Origin of the sequence: Thermomonas sp. LB-4, from assembly GCF_036409385.1 — a bacterium.
GTDB lineage: Bacteria > Pseudomonadota > Gammaproteobacteria > Xanthomonadales > Xanthomonadaceae > Thermomonas.
In genome coordinates this window covers 1-20,078 of sequence record NZ_JAXOFT010000012.1, presented here as the reverse complement: position 1 = coordinate 20,078, position 20,078 = coordinate 1, and the positions used below count along the sequence as shown (strand labels likewise).

At 69.0% G+C, this 20,078-nt stretch carries 18 protein-coding genes, 1 tRNA gene, 1 pseudogene and 1 riboswitch; of the genes and pseudogenes, 10 read left to right on the top strand and 10 right to left on the bottom strand.

The genetic code is table 11. The features are described 5' to 3' along the window. Nucleotide 1: 1 nt before the first annotated feature. A riboswitch (Fluoride riboswitch) is annotated at nucleotides 2–63 on the top strand. Nucleotides 64–109: 46 nt separating this feature from the next. The 9 genes from crcB to pnp all read left to right on the top strand — a co-directional run bounded on the left by crcB (nucleotide 110) and on the right by pnp (nucleotide 9,802). Continuing rightward, nucleotides 110–520: a fluoride efflux transporter CrcB gene (gene crcB / locus SPK54_RS09310; protein WP_330947627.1), complete on the top strand. Its 411-nt coding sequence runs from the start codon at nucleotides 110–112 to the stop codon at nucleotides 518–520. Between the two features lie 139 nt (nucleotides 521–659). After that, a tRNA-Met gene (locus SPK54_RS09305) sits at nucleotides 660–736 on the top strand. 164 nt (nucleotides 737–900) lie between these two features. Next, nucleotides 901–1,530 carry a ribosome maturation factor RimP gene (gene rimP / locus SPK54_RS09300; RefSeq protein ID WP_330947626.1) on the top strand — a complete coding sequence of 210 codons (630 nt, stop codon included), beginning with the start codon at nucleotides 901–903 and terminating at the stop codon, nucleotides 1,528–1,530. 6 nt (nucleotides 1,531–1,536) lie between these two features. Next, nucleotides 1,537–3,024, top strand: a complete 1,488-nt coding sequence (gene nusA / locus SPK54_RS09295; RefSeq protein ID WP_330947625.1) for a transcription termination factor NusA — start codon at nucleotides 1,537–1,539, stop codon at nucleotides 3,022–3,024. 116 nt (nucleotides 3,025–3,140) lie between these two features. Further along, nucleotides 3,141–5,753: a translation initiation factor IF-2 gene (gene infB / locus SPK54_RS09290; protein WP_330947624.1), complete on the top strand. Its 2,613-nt coding sequence runs from the start codon at nucleotides 3,141–3,143 to the stop codon at nucleotides 5,751–5,753. A gap of 15 nt (nucleotides 5,754–5,768) precedes the next feature. Then, a complete protein-coding gene (rbfA, locus tag SPK54_RS09285) occupies nucleotides 5,769–6,140 on the top strand; it encodes a 30S ribosome-binding factor RbfA (RefSeq protein ID WP_330947623.1) in 372 nt (123 codons plus the stop codon). Further along, a complete protein-coding gene (gene truB, locus SPK54_RS09280) occupies nucleotides 6,124–7,140 on the top strand; it encodes a tRNA pseudouridine(55) synthase TruB (protein ID WP_330947622.1) in 1,017 nt (338 codons plus the stop codon). The genes rbfA and truB overlap by 17 nt, the downstream gene beginning before the upstream one ends. Nucleotides 7,141–7,274: 134 nt before the next feature. Further along, nucleotides 7,275–7,535, top strand: a complete 261-nt coding sequence (gene rpsO / locus SPK54_RS09275) for a 30S ribosomal protein S15 (RefSeq protein ID WP_190281338.1) — start codon at nucleotides 7,275–7,277, stop codon at nucleotides 7,533–7,535. A 161-nt stretch (nucleotides 7,536–7,696) separates the two neighbouring features. Continuing rightward, the gene (pnp, locus tag SPK54_RS09270; RefSeq protein ID WP_330947621.1) at nucleotides 7,697–9,802 is read left to right on the top strand and encodes a polyribonucleotide nucleotidyltransferase; all 2,106 of its coding nucleotides are present in this window, start codon (nucleotides 7,697–7,699) and stop codon (nucleotides 9,800–9,802) included. Nucleotides 9,803–9,881: 79 nt separating this feature from the next. Here the strand turns inward: pnp and SPK54_RS09265 are convergent, their stop codons facing one another. The 9 genes and pseudogenes from SPK54_RS09265 to SPK54_RS09225 all read right to left on the bottom strand — a co-directional run bounded on the left by SPK54_RS09265 (nucleotide 9,882) and on the right by SPK54_RS09225 (nucleotide 17,596). Next, entirely contained in the window at nucleotides 9,882–10,427 is a 546-nt protein-coding gene (locus SPK54_RS09265; RefSeq protein WP_330947620.1) for a 3-hydroxyanthranilate 3,4-dioxygenase, read from the bottom strand. 2 nt (nucleotides 10,428–10,429) lie between these two features. Further along, nucleotides 10,430–10,855, bottom strand: a complete 426-nt coding sequence (locus SPK54_RS09260; RefSeq protein WP_330947619.1) for a RidA family protein — start codon at nucleotides 10,853–10,855, stop codon at nucleotides 10,430–10,432. Next, a complete protein-coding gene (gene can / locus SPK54_RS09255; protein WP_330947618.1) occupies nucleotides 10,852–11,517 on the bottom strand; it encodes a carbonate dehydratase in 666 nt (221 codons plus the stop codon). Before can ends, SPK54_RS09260 begins: the two co-directional genes overlap by 4 nt. Further along, on the bottom strand, nucleotides 11,514–12,800 hold the full coding sequence (locus tag SPK54_RS09250) for a hypothetical protein (RefSeq protein WP_330947617.1): 1,287 nt from the start codon (nucleotides 12,798–12,800) through the stop codon (nucleotides 11,514–11,516). The genes can and SPK54_RS09250 overlap by 4 nt, the downstream gene beginning before the upstream one ends. Beyond that, entirely contained in the window at nucleotides 12,797–14,221 is a 1,425-nt protein-coding gene (locus tag SPK54_RS09245) for an aldehyde dehydrogenase (RefSeq protein WP_330947616.1), read from the bottom strand. Before SPK54_RS09245 ends, SPK54_RS09250 begins: the two co-directional genes overlap by 4 nt. A 9-nt stretch (nucleotides 14,222–14,230) precedes the next feature. Next, a complete protein-coding gene (gene nei, locus SPK54_RS09240) occupies nucleotides 14,231–15,058 on the bottom strand; it encodes an endonuclease VIII (RefSeq protein WP_330947615.1) in 828 nt (275 codons plus the stop codon). A gap of 2 nt (nucleotides 15,059–15,060) precedes the next feature. Beyond that, nucleotides 15,061–15,846 carry an SDR family oxidoreductase gene (locus SPK54_RS09235; protein ID WP_330947614.1) on the bottom strand — a complete coding sequence of 262 codons (786 nt, stop codon included), beginning with the start codon at nucleotides 15,844–15,846 and terminating at the stop codon, nucleotides 15,061–15,063. 69 nt (nucleotides 15,847–15,915) lie between these two features. Then, nucleotides 15,916–16,371: pseudogene (locus SPK54_RS09230) on the bottom strand (phosphatase PAP2 family protein); the annotation flags it as partial. Between the two features lie 76 nt (nucleotides 16,372–16,447). Then, nucleotides 16,448–17,596 (bottom strand): glycosyltransferase family 1 protein, encoded by a 1,149-nt coding sequence (locus SPK54_RS09225; RefSeq protein WP_330947613.1) that lies wholly within the window; start codon nucleotides 17,594–17,596, stop codon nucleotides 16,448–16,450. 149 nt (nucleotides 17,597–17,745) lie between these two features. Here SPK54_RS09225 and SPK54_RS09220 point away from each other — a divergent pair, with 149 nt between their 5' ends. Next, nucleotides 17,746–19,146, top strand: a complete 1,401-nt coding sequence (locus tag SPK54_RS09220; RefSeq protein WP_330947612.1) for an FAD/NAD(P)-binding protein — start codon at nucleotides 17,746–17,748, stop codon at nucleotides 19,144–19,146. A 41-nt stretch (nucleotides 19,147–19,187) separates the two neighbouring features. Here the strand turns inward: SPK54_RS09220 and SPK54_RS09215 are convergent, their stop codons facing one another. Continuing rightward, nucleotides 19,188–19,757, bottom strand: coding sequence for a cysteine dioxygenase family protein (locus SPK54_RS09215; RefSeq protein WP_330947651.1), 570 nt, complete (start codon nucleotides 19,755–19,757; stop codon nucleotides 19,188–19,190). Nucleotides 19,758–20,078: the final 321 nt, after the last annotated feature.

Here is a 20,078-nt window from a genome sequence, read left to right as displayed (position 1 = left end):
CCCGTACACGGGAGATGGCATCCTCCCCGAACCGCCGTCCCGGCTGATGATGCCTGCCAATCCCACGACCGGGCGGCAGTCGCGCTCCGGATGCAAGCAGGAGCGAACGATGGCGACGATCTGGTGGCAGCAGCTGGGCTTGGCGATGTGCGGTGGCGCGCTGGGCGCGGCCGGCCGGTTCTGGCTGGGCGGCGCGCTGCTGCGGCGGCTGGGCGACGGCATCCCGTGGGGCACGCTGTCGGCGAACCTGATCGGATCGTTCGCGGTCGGCTTCCTCGCCGTCTGGCTGGAGGGCCGCGGCCCGCAGGCGCTGTACTGGCGCGCCTTCCTGATCGTCGGCCTGCTCGGCGGCCTGACTACCTACTCTTCGCTGATGCTGGAGTGCCTGCTGCTGGCGCGCTCGCCGCGCGCGGGCATGGCGCTGACTTACCTCACAACGACGCTGGTAGCCGGATTGCTGCTGGTCTGGCTGGGGACGCGGGTCGCGGCGCTGATCCGGCCGCCATTTCCGCTGGCGTGACGTTCTGCCGCAGGCCACCCAAGTCATGCCGGTCGCGGTTCACCGGCAGTTGCCGCCCGTGGCGTGCGCTCGGCAGGCGATGACTTCGTTGAGAGTGCTTGCATCGATGCTACGGCTTCCCTACAATGTGCGACTCTGCTGCGGGGTGGAGCAGTCTGGCAGCTCGTCGGGCTCATAACCCGAAGGTCGCAGGTTCAAATCCTGCCCCCGCTACCAAGTTTCAGTGTTGCGTTTCGACACTAGGCTCGGGCTCGCGAAAGCATCTCCAGGGCTTTCGCAATCCAGCGTCATCGGAAAAGGGCCCAGAGGGCCCTTTTTTCGTTTCCGGGTGTTGGCCGGCGGTTCCGGCTCCCATCCTCCAGGATTTCCGGCAGGAAGACGTGACAGACAAGGCCGACGACATCGCTGCGCTGCTTTCGCCCACCGTCGCATCGATGGGGCTGGAGTTGCTGGGCATCGAATACCTGCCCGCACCGGGCGGCGCCACCGTGCGTCTCTACATCGACGTGCCGCAGGCCGAGGCCGATGCGCGCATGGTCGGCATCGAGGACTGCGAGGCGGTGAGCCGCGAGGTGTCGGCGCAGCTGGACGTCGAGGACCCGATCACCGGCAACTACACCCTCGAGGTGTCCTCGCCCGGGATCGACCGGCCGCTGTTCGGCGCGGCGCAGTTCGCGCGCTTCGTCGGCGAGAGCGCCAAGGTCACCCTGAAGCTGCCGCAGGACGGTCGCCGCCGGTTGCAGGGCGCGATCCTGCGCGTGGAGGGCGATACCGTGGTGTTCGACGTGGATGGCGCGGAGTTCGCGGTCGCCGCGGTCAATATCGAGAAGGCCCGGCTGGTCCCCGATTGGGTGGCGCTGGGCCTGGCGCCGGCGCAGGACAAGTCCGGGCGCGATGCGCGGCCGGGCAAGCAGAAGCCGGGCAAGAAACAAGGCGCGGCGGGCAAGCCCGCGGCGAACAAGAATCCAACCAACAAGCCGGCGGCCAGCGGGTCGCCCGATGCGGAGTAAGCGGGCATGAGCAAGGAACTGTTGCTGGTCGTCGATGCGGTCGCGGCCGAGAAGGGCGTGCCGGAATCGGTGATCCTCGAGGCCATCGAAGCCGCGCTGGCCTCGGCCGCGAAGAAGCGCTACGTCGACCAGGACGTGCTGGTGCGCGTGCAGATCGATCCCAAGGACGGCAGCTACGAGACCTTCCGTCGCTGGGAGGTGGTGGCCGACGACGTGGTGATGGAGTCGCCGGACCGCCAGGTGCGCCTGATGGACGCGCTGGACGAGAGCGACGAGGTCGAGGTCGGCGACTACATCGAGGAGCAGATCGAGAACCCGGAATTCGGCCGCATCGCCGCGCAGGCCGCCAAGCAGGTGATCGTGCAGCGCGTGCGCGAGGCCGAGCGCCAGCAGGTGGTCGATGCCTGGAAGGACCGCGTGGGCGAGCTGGTCACCGGCGTGGTCAAGCGCGTGGAGCGCGGCAACGTCTATGTCGACCTGGGTGGCAACGCCGAGGCGATCATCTCCAAGGACAAGGGCATCCCGCGCGACGTGCTGCGCACCGGCGACCGCGTGCGCGGCTACCTGTTCGACGTCCGCAGCGAGCCGCGCGGCCCGCAGCTGTTCATCAGCCGCGCCGCCCCGGAATTCATGATCGAGCTGTTCAAGCTCGAAGTGCCGGAAGTCGGCCAGGGCCTGGTCTCGATCATGGGCTGCGCCCGCGATCCGGGCGACCGCGCCAAGATCGCGGTGCTTGCCCACGACAACCGCACCGATCCGATCGGCGCCTGCATCGGCATGCGCGGCTCGCGCGTGCAGGCGGTGACCAACGAGCTCAACGGCGAGCGCGTGGACATCATCCTGTGGAGCGACAACCCGGCCCAGTTCGTCATCAATGCGATGGCGCCGGCCGAGGTGCAGTCGATCATCGTCGACGAGGACAAGCATTCGATGGACCTGGCCGTGGCCGAGGAGAACCTCGCGAAAGCAATCGGCCGCGGTGGCCAGAACGTGCGCCTGGCCAGCCGCCTGACCGGCTGGCAGCTCAACGTGATGACCGCCGACCAGGTGCAGGCCAAGTCCGAGGCCGAGCAGGCCGCCGCCCGCCAGCTGTTCATGGACAAGCTGGAAGTGGACGAGGAGATCGCCGGCATCCTGGTCAGCGAAGGCTTCAGCACCGTCGAGGAAGTGGCCTACGTGCCGGTGGCGGAGCTGCTGGCGGTCGAGGGCTTCGACGAGGACATCGTCGAGGAACTGCGCTCGCGCGCCCGCGACGCCCTGCTCAACGAGGCGCTGGCGGCGGAGGAGACCCTGGAAGGCCACCAGCCGGCCGAGGACCTGCTCTCGCTCGACGGCATGGACGAGGCCACCGCCTATGCGCTCGCCGAACGCGGCGTGCGCACCCGCGAGGACCTGGCCGAGGCCGCCACCGACGAAATTTCCGATATCGAGGGCCTGGGCGATGAACGCGCCGCGGTCCTGATCATGGAAGCGCGCAAGCACTGGTTCGAATGATGCCTGGCACAGCGCTGGCCCCGGCCCGCGCTGCCTGATTGGCCGGTGGGCCCGGGCCCGCCCTACAATCCACAGATTCGGTCGCCCGCGTGGCGGCCAAAGACACCGGAAACCGAATGTCGCAGCAAACCACCATCCGCAAGCTGGCCGAACTGGTGAATACGCCGGTCGATAAACTGCTGGAACAGCTGGCCGAGGCCGGCATGAAGTTCAGCGGTCCCGACCAGGTCATCACCAGCGCCGAGAAACTCAAGCTGCACGGCTTCCTGCGCCGCGCGCACGGCAAGGCCGACAAGCCGGTCGAGGAAGTCATCGCGCCCGGCAAGATCACCCTGAGCCGCAGCCGCAAGCAGGAGATCACCGTCGGCGGCGGCGGCAAGACCGGCCGCGGCGCCAGCACCGTGGAGGTGGTGACCCGCAAGAAGATCACCCTGAAGCCGGGCGAAGGCCGCCCGCTGAGCGCGAACGAGAAGCTTGACGCCGAGCGCGCCGATGCGCTGCGCAAGCTGGAGGAATCCCGCGCGCGCAACCTCGCCGAGCAGCAGGCGCTGGCCGAGAAGGACCGCCAGCGCGCCGAGGAACTGGCCGAGATCCGCCGCCGCGAGCAGGAGGAGGCCGAGCGCGCCGCCGCCGAAGCCACCGCCGCGGCGGAAGTCGCGCTGGAGGAAACCGGCAAGGCCAAGGGCCATGGGCACGGCCACGGCCATGCCGCCAAACCCGCCGCGCCGGCGCGCGAAGCGGACAAGGCCGCCGCGCATGCCAAGGGCAAGCCCGTGCACCGCGGCTCCCACGTCATGCAGGCCGGCGTCGAGGACGACGACAGCACCGCGCGCTTCGCCGGCCAGCTGCACCTGTCCCCGTCCGACCGCGCGCGTCGCAGCAATGCGCCGCGTGGCCGCGGCAAGCCGGCCAAGCGCTCGCTGGACCAGTCGCGCACGGGTACCGGCTTCAACAAGCCGACCGCGCCGGTGGTCCGCGAGATCGCCATCGGCGACGCGATCACCGTCGGCGACCTCGCCCAGAAGCTGGCGCTGAAGGGCGGCGAAGTGGTGAAGGCGCTGTTCAAGATGGGCGTGATGGCCACCATCACCCAGACCATCGACCACGACACCGCGGTGCTGGTCACCGAGGAGCTCGGCCACAAGGCCGTGCATGCCGACGCGGGCGACGCCGAGTCCGAGCTGTTGGCGCACGCGGAGGAAGTGCAGGGCGACAAGGCCCCGCGTCCGCCGGTGGTCACCATCATGGGCCACGTCGACCACGGCAAGACCTCGCTGCTGGACTACATCCGCCGCACCAAGGTCGCCACCGGCGAGGCCGGCGGCATCACCCAGCACATCGGCGCCTACCACGTGACCACGCCGAAGGGCGTGATCAGCTTCCTCGACACCCCCGGCCACGCGGCGTTCACCCACATGCGCCAGCGCGGCGCCAGGCTGACCGACATCGTGATCCTGGTGGTCGCGGCGGACGACGGCGTGATGCCGCAGACGGTGGAGGCGATCCAGCACGCGAAGGCGGCCAAGGTGCCGCTGATCGTCGCCATCAACAAGATCGACAAGTCCGACGCCGATCCGTCGCGCGTCAAGAACGACCTGCTCGCCCACGACGTGGTCGCCGAGGACTTCGGCGGCGACGTGCAGATGGTGGAACTGTCGGCCAAGACCGGCCTGGGCGTGGACGACCTGCTGGATGCGATCAGCCTGCAGGCCGAAGTGCTCGACCTGCAGGCGGTGCCGGAAGGCCGCGCCACCGGCGTGGTCATCGAATCCGCGCTCGACAAGGGCCGCGGCCCGGTCGCCACGGTGCTGGTCCAGCAGGGCCTGCTGTCCAAGGGCGACTACCTGGTCTGCGGCATCCAGTACGGCCGCGTGCGCGCGCTGTTCGACGAGACCGGCAGCCAGGTGCCCAGCGCCGGCCCGTCGATCCCGGTGCAGATCCTTGGCCTGTCCGGCGTGCCGGAGGCGGGCGACGACTTCGTCGTCGTCGCCGACGAGCGCCTGGCCAAGGACGTGGCCCAGCAGCGCGACACCAAGCGCCGCGAGATGCGGCTGGTGGCTTCGGCGGGCAACCGCATGGAAGACATCATGGCGCAGATGGGCGAAGGTTCGACCCAGCAGACGCTCAACCTGGTGGTCAAGGCCGACGTGCACGGCACCATGCAGGCGCTGCGCGAGGCGCTGACCGGCCTGTCCAACGACCAGATCCGCATCAACGTGATCGGCTCGGGCGTGGGCGGCATCACCGAGTCCGATGCGCAGCTGGCGGTGACCTCCAAGGCCACCGTGATCGGCTTCAACGTGCGCGCCGACGCCTCCGCCCGCAAGGTGATCGAGGGCAACGGCATCGACCTGCGCTACTTCTCGATCATCTACGACGTCATCGACCAGGTGAAGCAGGTTGCGTCGAACGTGCTGGGCAAGGAGATCCGCGAGGAGATCATCGGCATCGCCGAGGTCCGCGACGTGTTCCGCAGCTCCAAGTTCGGCGCGGTCGCCGGCTGCATGGTGGTGGAAGGCGTGGTCAAGAAGTCCAAGCCGATCCGCGTGCTGCGCGACAGCGTGGTCATCTTCGAGGGCGAGCTGGAGTCGCTGCGCCGCTTCAAGGAGAACGTGGACGAAGTCCGCGTCAACACCGAGTGCGGCATCGGCGTGAAGGCGTACAACGACGTCAAGCCCGGCGACCAGATCGAATGCTTCGAGCGCATCGAGGTGCAGCGCACGCTGTAAGGCGTGCCTCCGGCCATGGCGCAGAAATCCTTCCATCGCACCGACCGCGTGTCCGCCCAGCTCCGCCGCGAGCTGGGCACCCTGGTGCACGCCGCCGTGCGCGAGCACGGGCTGGCGTCCTCCAGTGTGTCCGACGTGGAGGTGACCCGCGACATGGCGCACGCCAAGGTGTTCGTGACCGTCCTGCAGGCGGACAAGGCCAGGGAGACGGTCAAGGCGCTGAAGGCGCTGGCGCCCGAGATCCGCTACCAGCTGGCGCGGGCGGTGAAGATGCGGCACGTGCCGGAGCTGCACTTCCACTACGACGAATCGGTGGATCGCGGCGAACGCATCGAGAATCTGCTGCGCGACCTGCCTGACCTGCGCGGCAGTGGCGACGCCGAATAGCCCGCGCGAGCGCCGCCCGCGCACCGTGTTCCGCCGCCTGGACGGCATCCTGCTGCTGGACAAGCCGCAGGGGCTGTCGTCCAACCAGGCCCTGCAGCGCGTGCGCCACCTGTTCCGCGCCGAGAAGGGCGGCCATACCGGCAGCCTCGATCCGCTGGCCACCGGCCTGCTGCCGGTCTGCTTCGGCGAGGCCACCAAGATCGCCGGCGGCCTGCTGGGCGCGCGCAAAGCTTATGAAACCGTGGCCCGGCTGGGCGTGGTCACCGATACCGACGACGCAGAGGGCCAGGTGCTGCGCGAGCGTCCGGTGCCGCCGCTCGCCATCGATGCCATCGACGCCGCGCTGAAGACACTCACCGGCCGCATCCAGCAGCGCCCGCCGATCTATTCGGCGCTCAAGCGTGGCGGCGAACCGCTGTACGCGAAGGCGCGGCGCGGCGAGGTGATCCAGGTGGACCCGCGCGAGGTCGATGTCCACGCCTTCGATCTGCTCAACGCCGCCGATCTCCTGGACGGCCAGCTGGAGAACGGCGCTTCGCCGAACCTGCGACTGCACGTGGAATGCGGCTCCGGCACCTACGTGCGCAGCCTGGTGCGCGACCTCGGCGAGCTGCTGGGCTGCGGCGCCCACGTGGCGCAACTGCGCCGGCTGTGGGTGGACCCCTTCCGCGAGCCGCGCATGTGGACGCTGAAGGCACTGGAGGAACTGCGCGAACAGGCCGGGGAGCGCGTGCTCGATGCCTGCCTGCTGCCGGTCGAGGCCGGCATGACCTCGTGGCCGGAGGTTCGGGTCAACGCGGCGCAGGCGCAGCGGCTGGGGCGCGGGCAGGGCCTGCGCGGCCCCTATCCGCCGCGCGGCCTGCAGGTGGCGATCCTCGACGAACAGGGGCGCGGCCTGGGCCTGGGCGATGTCGATGCCGAGGGCGGGCTGCGCCCGGCCCGGCTGTTCCGCTGGGCGGCCTTCGCCGGCGGGCAGGCCGACGCCCCGCATTGCCGGTGACTCCCCGCCCGGGCTATAATCCCGTTGCTCATCCGGGCAAATCTCCTTTCCATCCGCATCATCACGGCGAGCCGTGCGGTGCGGGCGACGTGCTTTTCGCCCGTTCCTGCCGGCCACGCGACTACGAGGCAACCATGTCCATCGATACCCAGAAAGTCATCAACGAACACAAGCGCGGCGACAACGACACCGGCTCCACCGAAGTCCAGGTCGCCCTGCTCACCGCCCGCATCGAGCAGCTCACCGAGCACTTCAAGGCGCACAAGCAGGACCACCACAGCCGCCGCGGCCTGCTGATGATGGTCAACCGCCGCCGCAGCCTGCTCGACTATCTGCACCAGAAGGATGCGGAACGCTACAAGGCGCTGATCGGCAAGCTCGGCCTGCGTCGCTGATCGAACACCCACCGCGGCGCAGGAATGCGCCGCGGTTCGTTTCTGCGGTACCCGTTCCACCCGACCGCGGCCAGTCCGCATATTCCGCATCGCATGGCGCGATGCAGCGCGGCAAGCGGGGCTTGCGGCGTCGATGAACCAGTCAAACCAAGGATTCCCAAGTGGCGAAGATCAGCAAGACCTTCCAGTACGGCAACCAGACCGTCACCCTCGAAACCGGCGAAATCGCGCGCCAGGCTGGCGGCGCGGTGATGGTGTCGTGCGACGGCACCGTGGTGCTGTGCACGGCCGTGGCGGCCAAGACCCAGCGCGAAGGGCAGGATTTCTTCCCGCTGACCGTTGACTACCAGGAGAAGTTCTACGCCGGTGGCCGCATTCCGGGTGGCTTCTTCAAGCGCGAAGGTCGCGCCACCGAGAAGGAAACGTTGACCAGCCGCCTGATCGACCGCCCGCTGCGCCCGCTGTTCCCGGAAGAGTTCAGGAACGAAGTCCAGGTCATCGCGACGGTCATGTCGCTGAACCCGGAAGTCGACGGCGACATCCTGGCCCTCATCGGCTGCTCCGCCGCGGTCGCCCTGACCGGGGCCCCGTTCCAGGGCCCGATCGGCGCCGCCAAGGTCGGTTACAGCAACGGCAACTACATCCTCAACCCGACCGTCAGCCAGCTGAAGGACTCCCAGCTCGAGCTGGTGGTCGCCGGCACCAAGGACGCCGTGCTGATGGTGGAATCCGAAGCCGCCGAGCTGTCCGAAGACGTGATGCTGGGCGCGGTGATGTTCGGCCACCAGCAGATGCAGGTGGCCATCGACACCATCAACGCGCTGGTCGCCGAGGCCGGCAAGCCGAAGTGGGACTGGCAGGCACCGGCCAAGAACGACGCGCTGATCGGCGCGCTGAAGGCCGCCATCGGCGACAAGCTGTCGGCCGCCTTCCAGGTGCGCGACAAGCTGGAGCGCAAGGACGCCATCTCGGCGCTGAAGAAGGCCGTGCTGGCCGAGATCGCCCCGCAGATCGAAGCCAACGGCTGGAACGCCGCCGAAGCCTCGAAGGAATTCGGCGAGCTGGAATACCAGACGATGCGCGGCTCGGTGCTGGACACCAAGGTCCGCATCGACGGTCGCGCGCTCGACACCGTGCGCCCGATCACCTCCAAGGTCGGCGTGCTGCCGCGCGTGCACGGCTCGTCGCTGTTCACCCGCGGCGAGACCCAGGCGATCGTGGCCGTGACCCTCGGCACCGCCCGTGACGGCCAGGTCATCGACGCCGTCGCCGGCGAGTACAAGGAACACTTCCTGTTCCACTACAACTTCCCCCCGTACTCGGTGGGCGAAGCCGGCCGCATGATGGGCCCGAAGCGCCGCGAAATCGGCCACGGCCGCCTCGCCAAGCGCGGCGTGCTGGCGGTGATGCCGACCATGGAAGCCTTCCCGTACACCATCCGCGTGGTCTCCGAGATCACCGAGTCGAACGGCTCCTCCTCGATGGCCTCGGTCTGCGGCAGCTCGCTGGCGCTGATGGACGCTGGCGTGCCGGTCAAGGCGCCGGTCGCGGGCATCGCGATGGGCCTGGTCAAGGAAGGCGACAACTTCGTCGTCCTGTCCGACATCCTGGGCGACGAGGACCACCTCGGCGACATGGACTTCAAGGTGGCCGGCACCAGCAACGGCATCTCGGCCCTGCAGATGGACATCAAGATCCAGGGCATCACCGAGGAGATCATGAAGGTGGCGCTGGCGCAGGCCAAGGCCGGCCGCCTGCACATCCTCGGCGAGATGGCCAATGCGCTGACCGCGCCGCGCGGCGAGCTGTCCGAGTTCGCGCCGCGCCTGCTGACCATCAAGATCCACCCGGACAAGATCCGCGAAGTGATCGGCAAGGGCGGTTCGGTGATCCAGGCGATCACCAAGGAAACCGGCACCCAGATCGACATCCAGGACGACGGCACCATCACCATTGCTTCGGTGAACGCCGCCGCCGGCCAGGCCGCGAAGTCGCGCATCGAGCAGATCACCTCGGACGTCGAGCCGGGCCGGATCTACGAAGGCAAGGTCGCCAAGATCATGGACTTCGGTGCGTTCGTGACCATCGCCCCGGGCAAGGACGGCCTGGTCCACGTCTCGCAGATCTCCAGCGAGCGCGTGGAGAAGGTCTCCGACAAGCTGAAGGAAGGCGACCTGGTCAAGGTCAAGGTGCTGGAAGTCGACAAGCAGGGCCGCATCCGCCTGTCGATCAAGGCCGTGACCGAAGGCGAGGGCGCCGGCGAGTAATCGCCGCGCCGTCCCCAGCGGGAACGAAAAAGCGGGCTTCGGCCCGCTTTTTGTTTGCCCATCCTGCGTACCAGCCTGTTTATTCGGCCGGTTGCTCGTAGCGCCCCGGCCTCGGGTTGAGCGTGCCGCACTGCTTGCAGGTGCGCAGGTGGTCGTCGCGGTAGAACGCCTCGAACACGCGGAAGAAATCCCGCTCGATGTCGACGAGGTGGAAGAACTCCGCGTACAGCTTGTGGTTGCAGTTCACGCAGAACCACATCAGCGCGTCGTCTTCGTGCGGCAGGCGCTTGCGCTCGATCACCAGCCCCACCGAACCCGCCATCCGCTGCGGCGAATGCGGCACCCGCGGCGGCAGGTAGAAGATCTCGCCGGCGCGGATCGGGATGTCGCGCAGCGTGCCGCGCTCGCCGTCGAAGTCTTCCTGCACGCGCAGCACCATTTCGCCCTCGAGCTGGAAGAACCACTCGGGCCCTTCCTCGTAGTGGTAGTCGGTGCGCGCGTTCGGCCCGCCGACGATCATCACGATGAAGTCCTCCTGCACGATGCATTTGTTGCCCACCGGCGGCTTCAGCAGGTGTCGGTGTTCCTCGATCCAGGCGTGCAGGTTGAAGGCGGCGGGCAGCATGGTCAGTCCTCGATGCGGGCGATGCACTTCAGCTCGATGGCGATCGGCGTGGGCAGCGCGGTGATGCCGACGGTGGTGCGGCAGGGCGCGCTGGCGGCATCGGGGAAATGTTCGGCCCAGACCGCGTTGTACGCCTTGAAGTCGCGCGCCATGTCGGTGAGGTAGACGGTGATGTCGACCAGGTCGTCCCAGCGCGCGCCGCTGGCGTCCAGCACCGCGCGCACGTTGGCCAGTACCGCGCGGGCCTGCGCTTCGATGTCGTACTTGCGCACGCGGCCATCGGCGAAGTAGTCGTTGCCGGGAATGGAGTCGTCGGCGGGATTGCGCGGGCCGATCCCGGACAGGAACAGCAGACCGCCGACGCGGCGCGCATGCGGGTAATGACCGACGGCCTTCGGTGCGCCGCCGGCGTGGACGCCGCTGCTCATGCGGTTTGCCCGCGGCGCCCGCCCACGCCGGCCACCGCTCTGGCGTAGACCGGCTCCAGCGCCTCCGCCGAATCCACGTCCATGCCCAGCTCACGCACCTTGCCGTCGGCCAGGCTGTAGACCCAGCCGTGCACGGCCAGTTGCTGGCCGCGTGCCCAGGCGTCCCGGATCACCGTGCTCAGGCAGACGTTCTCGGCCTGTTCGATGGCATTGAGTTCGCACAGCGCGTCGTGGCGCTCGCCTTCAGGCAGGTGGCCGAGCAGCGCGGCGTGCTTCTGCGCCACGTCGCCGACGTGGCGGATCCAGTTGTCCACCAGGCCAAGGCGCGTCCCGTGCAGGGCCGCGCCGACGCCGCCGCAGCCGTAATGGCCGACCACCAGAATGTGCCGGACCTTGAGCACGTCGACCGCGAACTGGATGGTGGACATGCAGTTGAGGTCGGTATGCACCATCACGTTGGCGATGTTGCGGTGGACGAACACTTCGCCGGGTGCCAGTCCCATGATCTGGTTGGCAGGCACCCGCGAATCCGAGCAGCCGATCCACAGGTATTCCGGCGCCTGCTGCTTCGACAGGCGCTCGAAGAAGGTCGGGTCTTCATGGGTGACGCGTTCTGCCCAGTCGTGGTTGTTGCGCAGCAGCGCCTCAAGTTGCTTTTTCATGGGGTGTCCGATGGGGATGGGCGGTGCGCGGGGACGTCCAGCGTCCGGTCCGCGAGGACGGTGTCGTCGGGGCCGGTCAGACGCAGGCGGTACTGGCCGGGGGCGAGGTAGAGCGGGGTGTCGGTTTCGCCATCGGCCAGCAGCACGAACTGGTCGGCGGGAATGGCGTCGTCGCCTTCGTTGGCGTAGCGGGCTTCGGCGAGGCAGGGCAGGTGGCCGATGCAGGGTGTCAGATCGAGGGTGACGGATTGGCGTCGGCCGCCGAGGGTGAGCCAGTCGGGGCGCAGCGCGGAGGCATCGGTGGCGGGCAGGAGCACGCTGGCGTCGTAGCGTTTGCGCGACGATTCGCTCCATGTGTGCAGATCGTCGTGGGAAAGCAGGACGCTCGGAGCAGTTATGCCGAATGCGAGTGCGAGTCGCTTGGCTGCTTGTCCGTTCTCCCAGCGCAGTCCTGTTTGGTCGACGCTCAGAACTGGTAGCCCGGTCAGACGAATGAATTCCCTTGCCATCGGATCGGCCGAATTGGGCTGGGTACCCGCACTCTTGGCGATATGGCCGTAGCCTGCATGTACCAGCAGCTTGGCGGCGGGCTGTTTCTTCACCAGGTCGGCAAGGATTTGCGCCATGCCGGTTTCACGCTGTTGTTGCGACTGATCCCCGCTGTCGTCGTTCGGCTCGTAGGGCACCAGCACATAGCCCAGCCGCTTGGCTTCGCGGACGAGTTCGGCGAACACCGGTTCGCGCGTGTAGTAGCCGGTATTCAACGTGGGATAACCCGCTGCAATCGGGTTGTCCATGAGCGCGAAGGTCTCGGCAGCGAAGTGGGTGTAGCCCTGCCTGCGCAGCTTCGCCAGCAGTTCCAGCGTCAGCAGGCGGGTCTGCGGCACATGGTGGGCTTCGTTGACCATGATGACGCGGTAGTCGTTGGCCAGCGAGGCGACCCATTCCGCCGCGGGCATCGCCTTGTAGTCTGCGGGATCGGGCAGGTCGGCTGGCGCTTCTTCGTCGCTGCGGTAGGGGTATGAGCGAACGGCGTCGTTAGGGCGGCCGAGAAAGCTGTAGTCGGTGGCCAGCATCTGCGCCACGGTGCTGCGCAGGTTTTCGTCCTGCGGGGTTCCCACTTTCAACATGAAGCGGAATTGGTTGAAGACAGTCTTTTGCGCATGGAACTGCTTGAAGAAGGCTTCGGTGGACGATGGATCGTCCGCCGCATCCTGGGCAATGGCGGGCCAGGCAGCCAAGGCCAGCACGAACAGGCAGGCAAACTGTTTTCCACTCGTCACAGGTTGATCCCCACGTTCTTTGGTTCAGTGAAGAACCGCATTGCTTCCAGCCCGCCTTCGCGGCCGAGGCCAGAGTTGCCGGTGCCGCCGAACGGCGTGCGCAGGTCGCGCATCAGCCAGGCGTTGATCCAGACGATGCCCACCCGCAGCTGCGCGCCGAAGCGGTGGGCGCGGGCGAGGTCGCGCGTCCACACGCTGGCGGACAGGCCGTAGTCGGAGGCGTTGGCCAAGGCCAGCGCCTCGGCGTCGTCGTCGAAGGGTTGCAGCGTCGCAACCGGGCCGAAGATTTCCTCGCGGTTGGTGGCGCAGCCCGGGCCGAGGCCTTCGATCACGGTGGGCGCGATGAACCAGCCAGGGCGATCCACTGCCTCGCCGCCGCACAGCACGCGGCCGCCTTCGGCGCGCGCGCGGTCGATGGCCGCCATCACCTTGTCGAAATGCACCTGCGACACCATCGGGCCGAGTTGCACGCCGTTTTCCAGTGGCGCACCAAGGCGCAATGCGCGGGCGCGCTCGACGAAGGCGTCGCGGAACTCATCATGGATCGCACGTTCGACCAACACCCGCGAGCCGCACAGGCAAATCTGCCCGCTGTTCTGGAATGCGCTGCGCACCAGCGTGTCGAGATTCGCGCGCCAGTCGCCGTCGGCGAATACCAGCGTGGCGTTCTTGCCGCCCAGTTCCAGCGACACCTTCTTCAGCAGCGGCCCCGCGATGCCGGCGATGCGTCGGCCCACGGCGGTGCTGCCGGTGAACGAAACCGCCTTGACCTGCGGATGCGCGACCAGCGGTTCGCCCACGTTCGGGCCGAGGCCGTGGACGATGTTGAGCACGCCGGGCGGCAGGCCGACGTCCAGCGCCAGTTCGCCCAGCATCGTCGCGGTGGCGGGCGTGATCTCGGAAGGCTTGCCCACCACCGCGTTGCCGGCGGCCAGCGCGGGCGCGATCTTCCAGGTGAACAGGTATAGCGGCAGGTTCCATGGGCTGATGCAGGCGGCCACGCCCAGCGGCAGGCGCAGGGTGTAGTTCAGGCCGGCCTCGAAGTGGTGCGATTCGCTGGCGAACTGGGTGGCCGCGTGGGCGAAGAAACGCAGGTTGGCGACGGCGCGGGGAATCTCGACGTCGCGCGCCAGCGCCAGCGGCTTGCCGGCGTCGAGGCTTTCCGCACGGGCGAACTCATCGAGGCGTGCTTCCAGCGCATCGGCCAGCCGCTCCAGATGGCGCGCGCGTTCGCTGTTGCGCAGCGCGGCCCAGCCGGGCGCGGCGGCGCTGGCGGCGGCGACCGCGGCTTCGACGGTTTGCGCATCGCCATCGGCGACCTGTGCATACGGTTGCGCATGGGCGGGATCGAACACCGGCAGCCAGCGCGTGCTGGTCGATTCGCCGCGGGCCGTGCCGATGACATGTCCGAACCGTCGCATCCCGCCAGTTTACTGCGGCAGGCGCTCCGGCTGGCAATGCGGGCACAGGAACAGCGGCCGCGACTGGCTGGCGATGCGCAGGATCGGCGTGCCACAACGTTCGCAATGCTGCCCCTCGCGCTTGAACACGCGGAAGCGGAAGCGTTCGCCCTCCTGCGCCAGGTAGTCGACGCGCATGCCGGGCGTGGGCTCGATGCCGCGCGTGGCATAGCTGTGGCGCGGGATCGCCAGCAGTGCTTTTGCGAGATGCGCGGTTTGCGCCGCATCCAGATCGCGCGGGCGCTGCGAGGGATGCAGGCCGGCGTCGAACAGCACTTCCGCGCGCAGGTAATTGCCCATGCCGGCCAGGAAGCCCTGGTCCAGCAGCAATCCGCCCAGCGCGCGGCTGCGGAACGGCGGTGATTGCAGGCGCGCGATCACGGCGGTTTCGTCCAGCGCCGGATCGAGCACGTCCGGCCCCAGCCCCTGCAGAAACGGATGCGCCTCGATCTGGTCGCTGCGCCACAGCTCGATGTCGGAGGCCGAGTACAGCAGGATCGCCGCGTGCGCGGTTTCCAGCGCGACGCGCAGGCTGCGCGTGGCGTCCGGGCGCTGGCCCGGTTCCGTCACCTTCCACACGCCGTACAACTGGTTGTGGGTGTACAGCGTCCAGCCGTTGTCGAACGCGGTCAGCAGCGCCTTGCCGCGCGGCGTGATGGAGAGGATGCGATGGCCGATCAGTTCGCGCTCGAAGTGCTTCAGCGCGGGGAACGCGAACTCGGCGAGCAGCACCGTTTGCCCCGTCACCGCGGCGGCCAGGCGATCGGCGGCGCGACGGATTTCCGGGCCTTCCGGCATCGTCAGATCGACTGCATGCGGCCGCCGTCAACGGCGATGGACTGGCCGCTCACATAGCCCGCCGCCGGCGTGCACAGGAAGGCGATCACGCCGCCGGGTTCTTCGGCTTCGGCAAAGCGGCCTGCGGGCACCGCCGCCAGCATCGCCCGCGCCACTTCATCCTGCGGCTTGCCGGTGGCGGCGCTGCGGTCGGCCAGGATCTGCTCCAGCCGGCGCGTGCGGGTGTAGCCGGGCAGCACGTTGTTGACGGTGATGCCCTCCGGGCCGAGTTCGCGCGACAGCGTCTTGGCCCAGCTCGCCACCGCGCCGCGGATGGTGTTGGACACGCCGAGGTTGGGGATCGGCTCGTACACCGAGGTCGAGATCACGTTGACGATGCGGCCCCAGCGTGCCGCGCGCATGCCGGGCAGCAGCGCCTGCACCAGCGTCTGGTTGGCCAGCAGGTGCCTGCGGAAGGCATCGAGGTAGGCATCGATGGACGCGGCGTGCGCGGTGCCGCCGGGCGGGCCGCCGGTGTTGTTGACCAGGATCTGCGCCGGCGCGCGGGCCGCCAGCGCCTCCACCACGCCGCGCAGCGCCTCGGTGTCGGCCACGTCGGCGGCGAGGCAGCCGTGCGCTTGCCCGGGCGCGCGGGGCAGCGTGGCGACGATGTCGCGCAGCACGTCCTCGCGCCGTGCCAGCACGGTGACGGCGGCGCCGAGGCCGGCCAGTTCGAGGGCGGCGGCGCGGCCGATGCCTTCTGAGGCGCCGCAGACCAGCGCGTGTTTGCCGGAAAGATCGAGGTTCATGCGGGCTCCCTGGGCAGGCCCCGATTGTAACGGCGGGCCCGCCGCGGCCGTGCACGGCCGCTGGCGCGACTACGGTGGACCCAGCTCGATCACCTGCGCCAACCACAGCGATGCCCCCGCCAGCAATCCGCCGATGCCGGTGGCAGCCAGCACGTCGCTGGGATAATGCAGGCCCAGCACGACGCGAGAGACGGCGACGCTGACGGTGAACGGCACCAGCAGCCAGGCCAGCACCGGGTAGTGCGCCACCGCCACCACGCTGAAGGCGACCGCGTGCAGGGTGTGCCCGGACGGAAAGCTGAACTCGTCCAGTGGCGCCACCCAGGCGCGGATCCGCAGATCGCTGGCGAAGGGGCGTGGGCGCCGGGTCCAGCGCTTCAGCCGCCGGTACAGCAACAGCGCGACGCAACCGGTGGCGGCCAGGTGCACCGAGGCGCGCAGGCCATCCACCCCTTCCAGCGCCACCAGCAGCCCCATCAGCGCGTACCAGAACATGCCGTCGCCGAGCCGGCTGACGGTGGCGAAATAGCGGAATGGCAGGCGGCGCGCGCACAGCGCGTTGGCGCGCAGGCACCAGCCGTGTTCCACGGACAGTGGTCGCTCAGGAGACGGCGGTTGCAGCATGGTGGGCGCTCCCGGTGGCCAGCGATTGCAGGATGTGGTCGAAGGCCTCGGCCACCCGCGTCGGGCGCAGCCCCGCCACCGTATCGCGGCAGGCATGGCGCATGCGCGCGCGCAGCGCGTCGTCGCCCGCCAGGCGCAGGGCGGCGGCCACGAACCCGGCATCGTCGTGCAGCGCCACCGCCGTGCCGTGGACGCCATCGCGCAGGAATTCCCGCGCCGCGCCGTAGTCGAATGCAACCACCGGGACGCCGCTGGCCAGCGCTTCCAGGGTCACGTTGCCGAAGGTTTCGCTGCGGCTGGGGAACAGGAACAGGTCGCCGCTGGCGAAGTGCCGGCCCAGAGCTTCGCCGCGCTGGACACCGGTGAAGACGAAATCCGGATTCTCGCGTTGCAGGGCCTCGCGCGCGGGGCCGTCGCCGACCCAGACGAAGCGTGCTTCCGGGCGCACCCGCTGCAGTTCGCGGAACGCGCGTACGGCCAACGGCAGGTTTTTCTCCGGCGCGACGCGGCCGACGTGGATCACCGCGAGTGCATGCGGATCCAGGCCCCAGGCATGTCGCAATGCCTCGTCGCGGTGATCGGGATGGAACGCCGCCGTGTCCACTGCACGCGGCAGCTGGACCACGTTGCGGAACCGCTGGGCCTGAAGGAATCCCTGCAATTCGCGCGTCGGCACCAGGGTGGCCTGCGCGCCGTTGTGGAAGTGCCGCATCCAGCGCAGCGCCGTGCCCTCCAGCCACGGTGCGCCGTAGCTGCGCACGTAGTCGTCGAAACGGGTATGGAAGCCGGTGGCGGCCGGGATGCCCAGCCTGCGCGCGGCACGCAGCGCCGACCAGCCCAGCGGACCCTCGGTGGCCACGTAGATCGCATCGGGACGCGCCTGCCGCCAGTGCGCATGCAGCAGCCGAGTGGCGGGCAAGCCGAACTTCAGGCCAGGATAGCGGGGCAGGGCGGCGCCGCGCACCAGCAGGGTGTGCGCCGGCGGTTCGGTTTCGCCGTCCTGGCGCGGGCGCACCATCGCCACCTCGTGGCCGCGCTGGCGCAGGCCCTGTTCCAGCCCCTGCACGGTCAGTGCCACGCCGTTGACTTCGGGCGGATAGGTTTCGGTGACGATGCCGTAGCGCATGGGCGACTCCGCCAGCACGGGCTGGTCGCGGTACAGCGTCAGCGACCGTGGTGACTGGCCGGTGTCGCCGGGATGACCCGTGGATGACGGCCTGCGACGCCGTTGCCCGGCAATTACAATTCCGGTTCCGGAGCTGCCGTCGCCTGCCCATGTCCCCAGAATCCGCCAGGCCTTCCGGCGTCGATGTCGCCATCGTCGGTGGCGGCGCCGCCGGCGTGCTGGTCGCCACCCGCCTGCTGGACGATCCCGACTGCCACCTGCGCATCGTGATCGTCGAGCCCGCCGCGGAACTGGCCCGCGGCGCCGCCTATGCCACCGGGCAGCCCGCGCACCTGCTCAACGTCACCGCCGGCCGGATGAGTGCGTTTGCCGAAGACCCGGGGCATTTCGTGCGCTTCCTGTCCGGTGGCGATGCAGGCGCGGCCGACGCGCTGTCCAGCAGTTTCGCGCCGCGCCGCGAATACGGTCGCTACCTGCGCGAAACCCTGCACGCGCAGCCGCGCCACCCGGCGCTGCAATGGCTGCGCGAACGGGTGACCGATATCGAACGTCGCGATGGCGACAACCTGCTGACGCTCGCGTCCGGCGCCACTTTGGTTGCGCGCGCGGTGGTGCTGGCCGTGGGCAACACGCCGCGTCGCATTCCCGCCGCGCGGCTGCACGGCGCCGTGCGCCTGGCCGACGCCTGGGATTACGAAGGCGTGGCTGCCATTCCCGCCGATGCCGATGTCTGCATCATCGGCTCCGGCTTGAGCATGGTGGATGCCGTGCTCAGCCTCGTCCACGGCGGCCACCGTGGACGCATCCGGGTGTTGTCGCGCCACGGCCTGATGCCGTTGGCGCATGCCGGGAGCAGCGGCGCCAACAATGCCCCGGTCGATGCACTGCTTGCGCTTGGCCTGCGCGACCGGCTGCGGTTGATCCGGGCGTGGACGCGCGCGGCGGACGCGGCCGGCGAGCCCTGGCAATGGGTGTTCGATCGCCTGCGCCCGCACGGACAGGCCCTGTGGCGTTCGCTGACGCACGTCGAGCAGCAGCGGTTCTTGCGCCATCTGGTGCGCTACTGGGACATCCACCGGCACCGCATCGCGCCTCAGGTGGCGCACGCGCTGGAGGCACTGCGGGCGGGCGATCGGCTGGAAGTCCTGGCCGGCCGGCTGCAATCGGTCGAGGCGGGTGGCGACGGCGGCATCACTGTCCGCTACCGGCCACGCCACGGCGATGGCGAGTGCACGATCCGCGCCGACTGGCTGGTCAATGCCACCGGCGTCGAAACCCACATCGACCTGCGGCCGGATACGCTGATGGGGGCGCTGCGCATGCGTGGTCGCGTGCTGCCGGGCCCGCACGGGATCGGCATCGCCAGCGAGGAGCCCGGCCGGGTGATCGACGCCCGCGGCCAGCCCGATCCGACGCTGCTGGTGCTGGGGGCGATGCGGATCGGCACCCTGTGGGAAAGCCTGGCCATCCCGGAGTTGCGCGGACAGGCGCAAGCGCTCGCCGAATGCCTGCGCGCGATGCTTGAAGAACCGGTGGATTCGCCCGCCTGAGCGCGGCGCGCGCGGCCCGCCCCAGGGACGCGATGGCCGGCTCAGGCGGCTTCGTCGATGGCCAACTGCGTGGATTCGCGCACGAACCAGCCGTCTTCCTGCGGACGGAAGCACGCGCAGCTTTCCAATGGCGCCTGGTAGACATGCACCGAGACCGCGATCCCGGCCGGCTCCGCGTTGCAGATGGTGTGATATTCGTGCGGCGGGATCAGGCTGCCGGCGCTGCCGGGGCCCGCGCAGCTGCGCCCGGCGAGGCGGAAACGGAACCGATCGCCCGCCTGTTCCGCCAGTTCGTACTGGACGATGTCCAGTTGGCCCTGCCATACCCCTTCCACGCACCAGCGGCCGTCGTGGTCGTGCAGCGGCGTCCCTTGCCCGGGCCCCCAGGTCATGGCCACCACGCTGTAGCCATGCACGGGGCTGCGGTAGAGCTCACGCCGCGCGTAGTGCCCGGCCAGCGGCGCGTGCACGCACTCTGGCAGGCGCACGTCGGGATCGGCAATCAGCTGTTGCAGCGCATCGCGCAGCGCCGCAGTGGCCGCCTGCACTTCGCCCAGCGCAACCGCGGCATCCAGCAGCGCACGGAAGCGCGCGCTTCCGGGGAAGGCGATCTGCGGGGCGGATGCGGTTGGGCGGGAATCGGTCACCCGCCGAGTCTAATGCACAGGGGCCGGAGGCCTGTCGCTGCCGTCCCTGGTCGCGGCATGTGAAGGGAGACGGATGGGGCGGGATGCCGCGATCAACTTGATAATGCCGATTATCTGCCATCAAATGCCGACTGATGGGTGTGTATCCGCACCCGCGGAAATCCCGCAACCAGCGTACTCGGGTTTGCAGTCCGCTGCACTGCCACCCTGCGATTTGCAGGCAAAACAAAGGTTCTTCTCCCAACTGAGGGGAAAGGCGCACGGCCGACCGGGCAGACTTGCTGA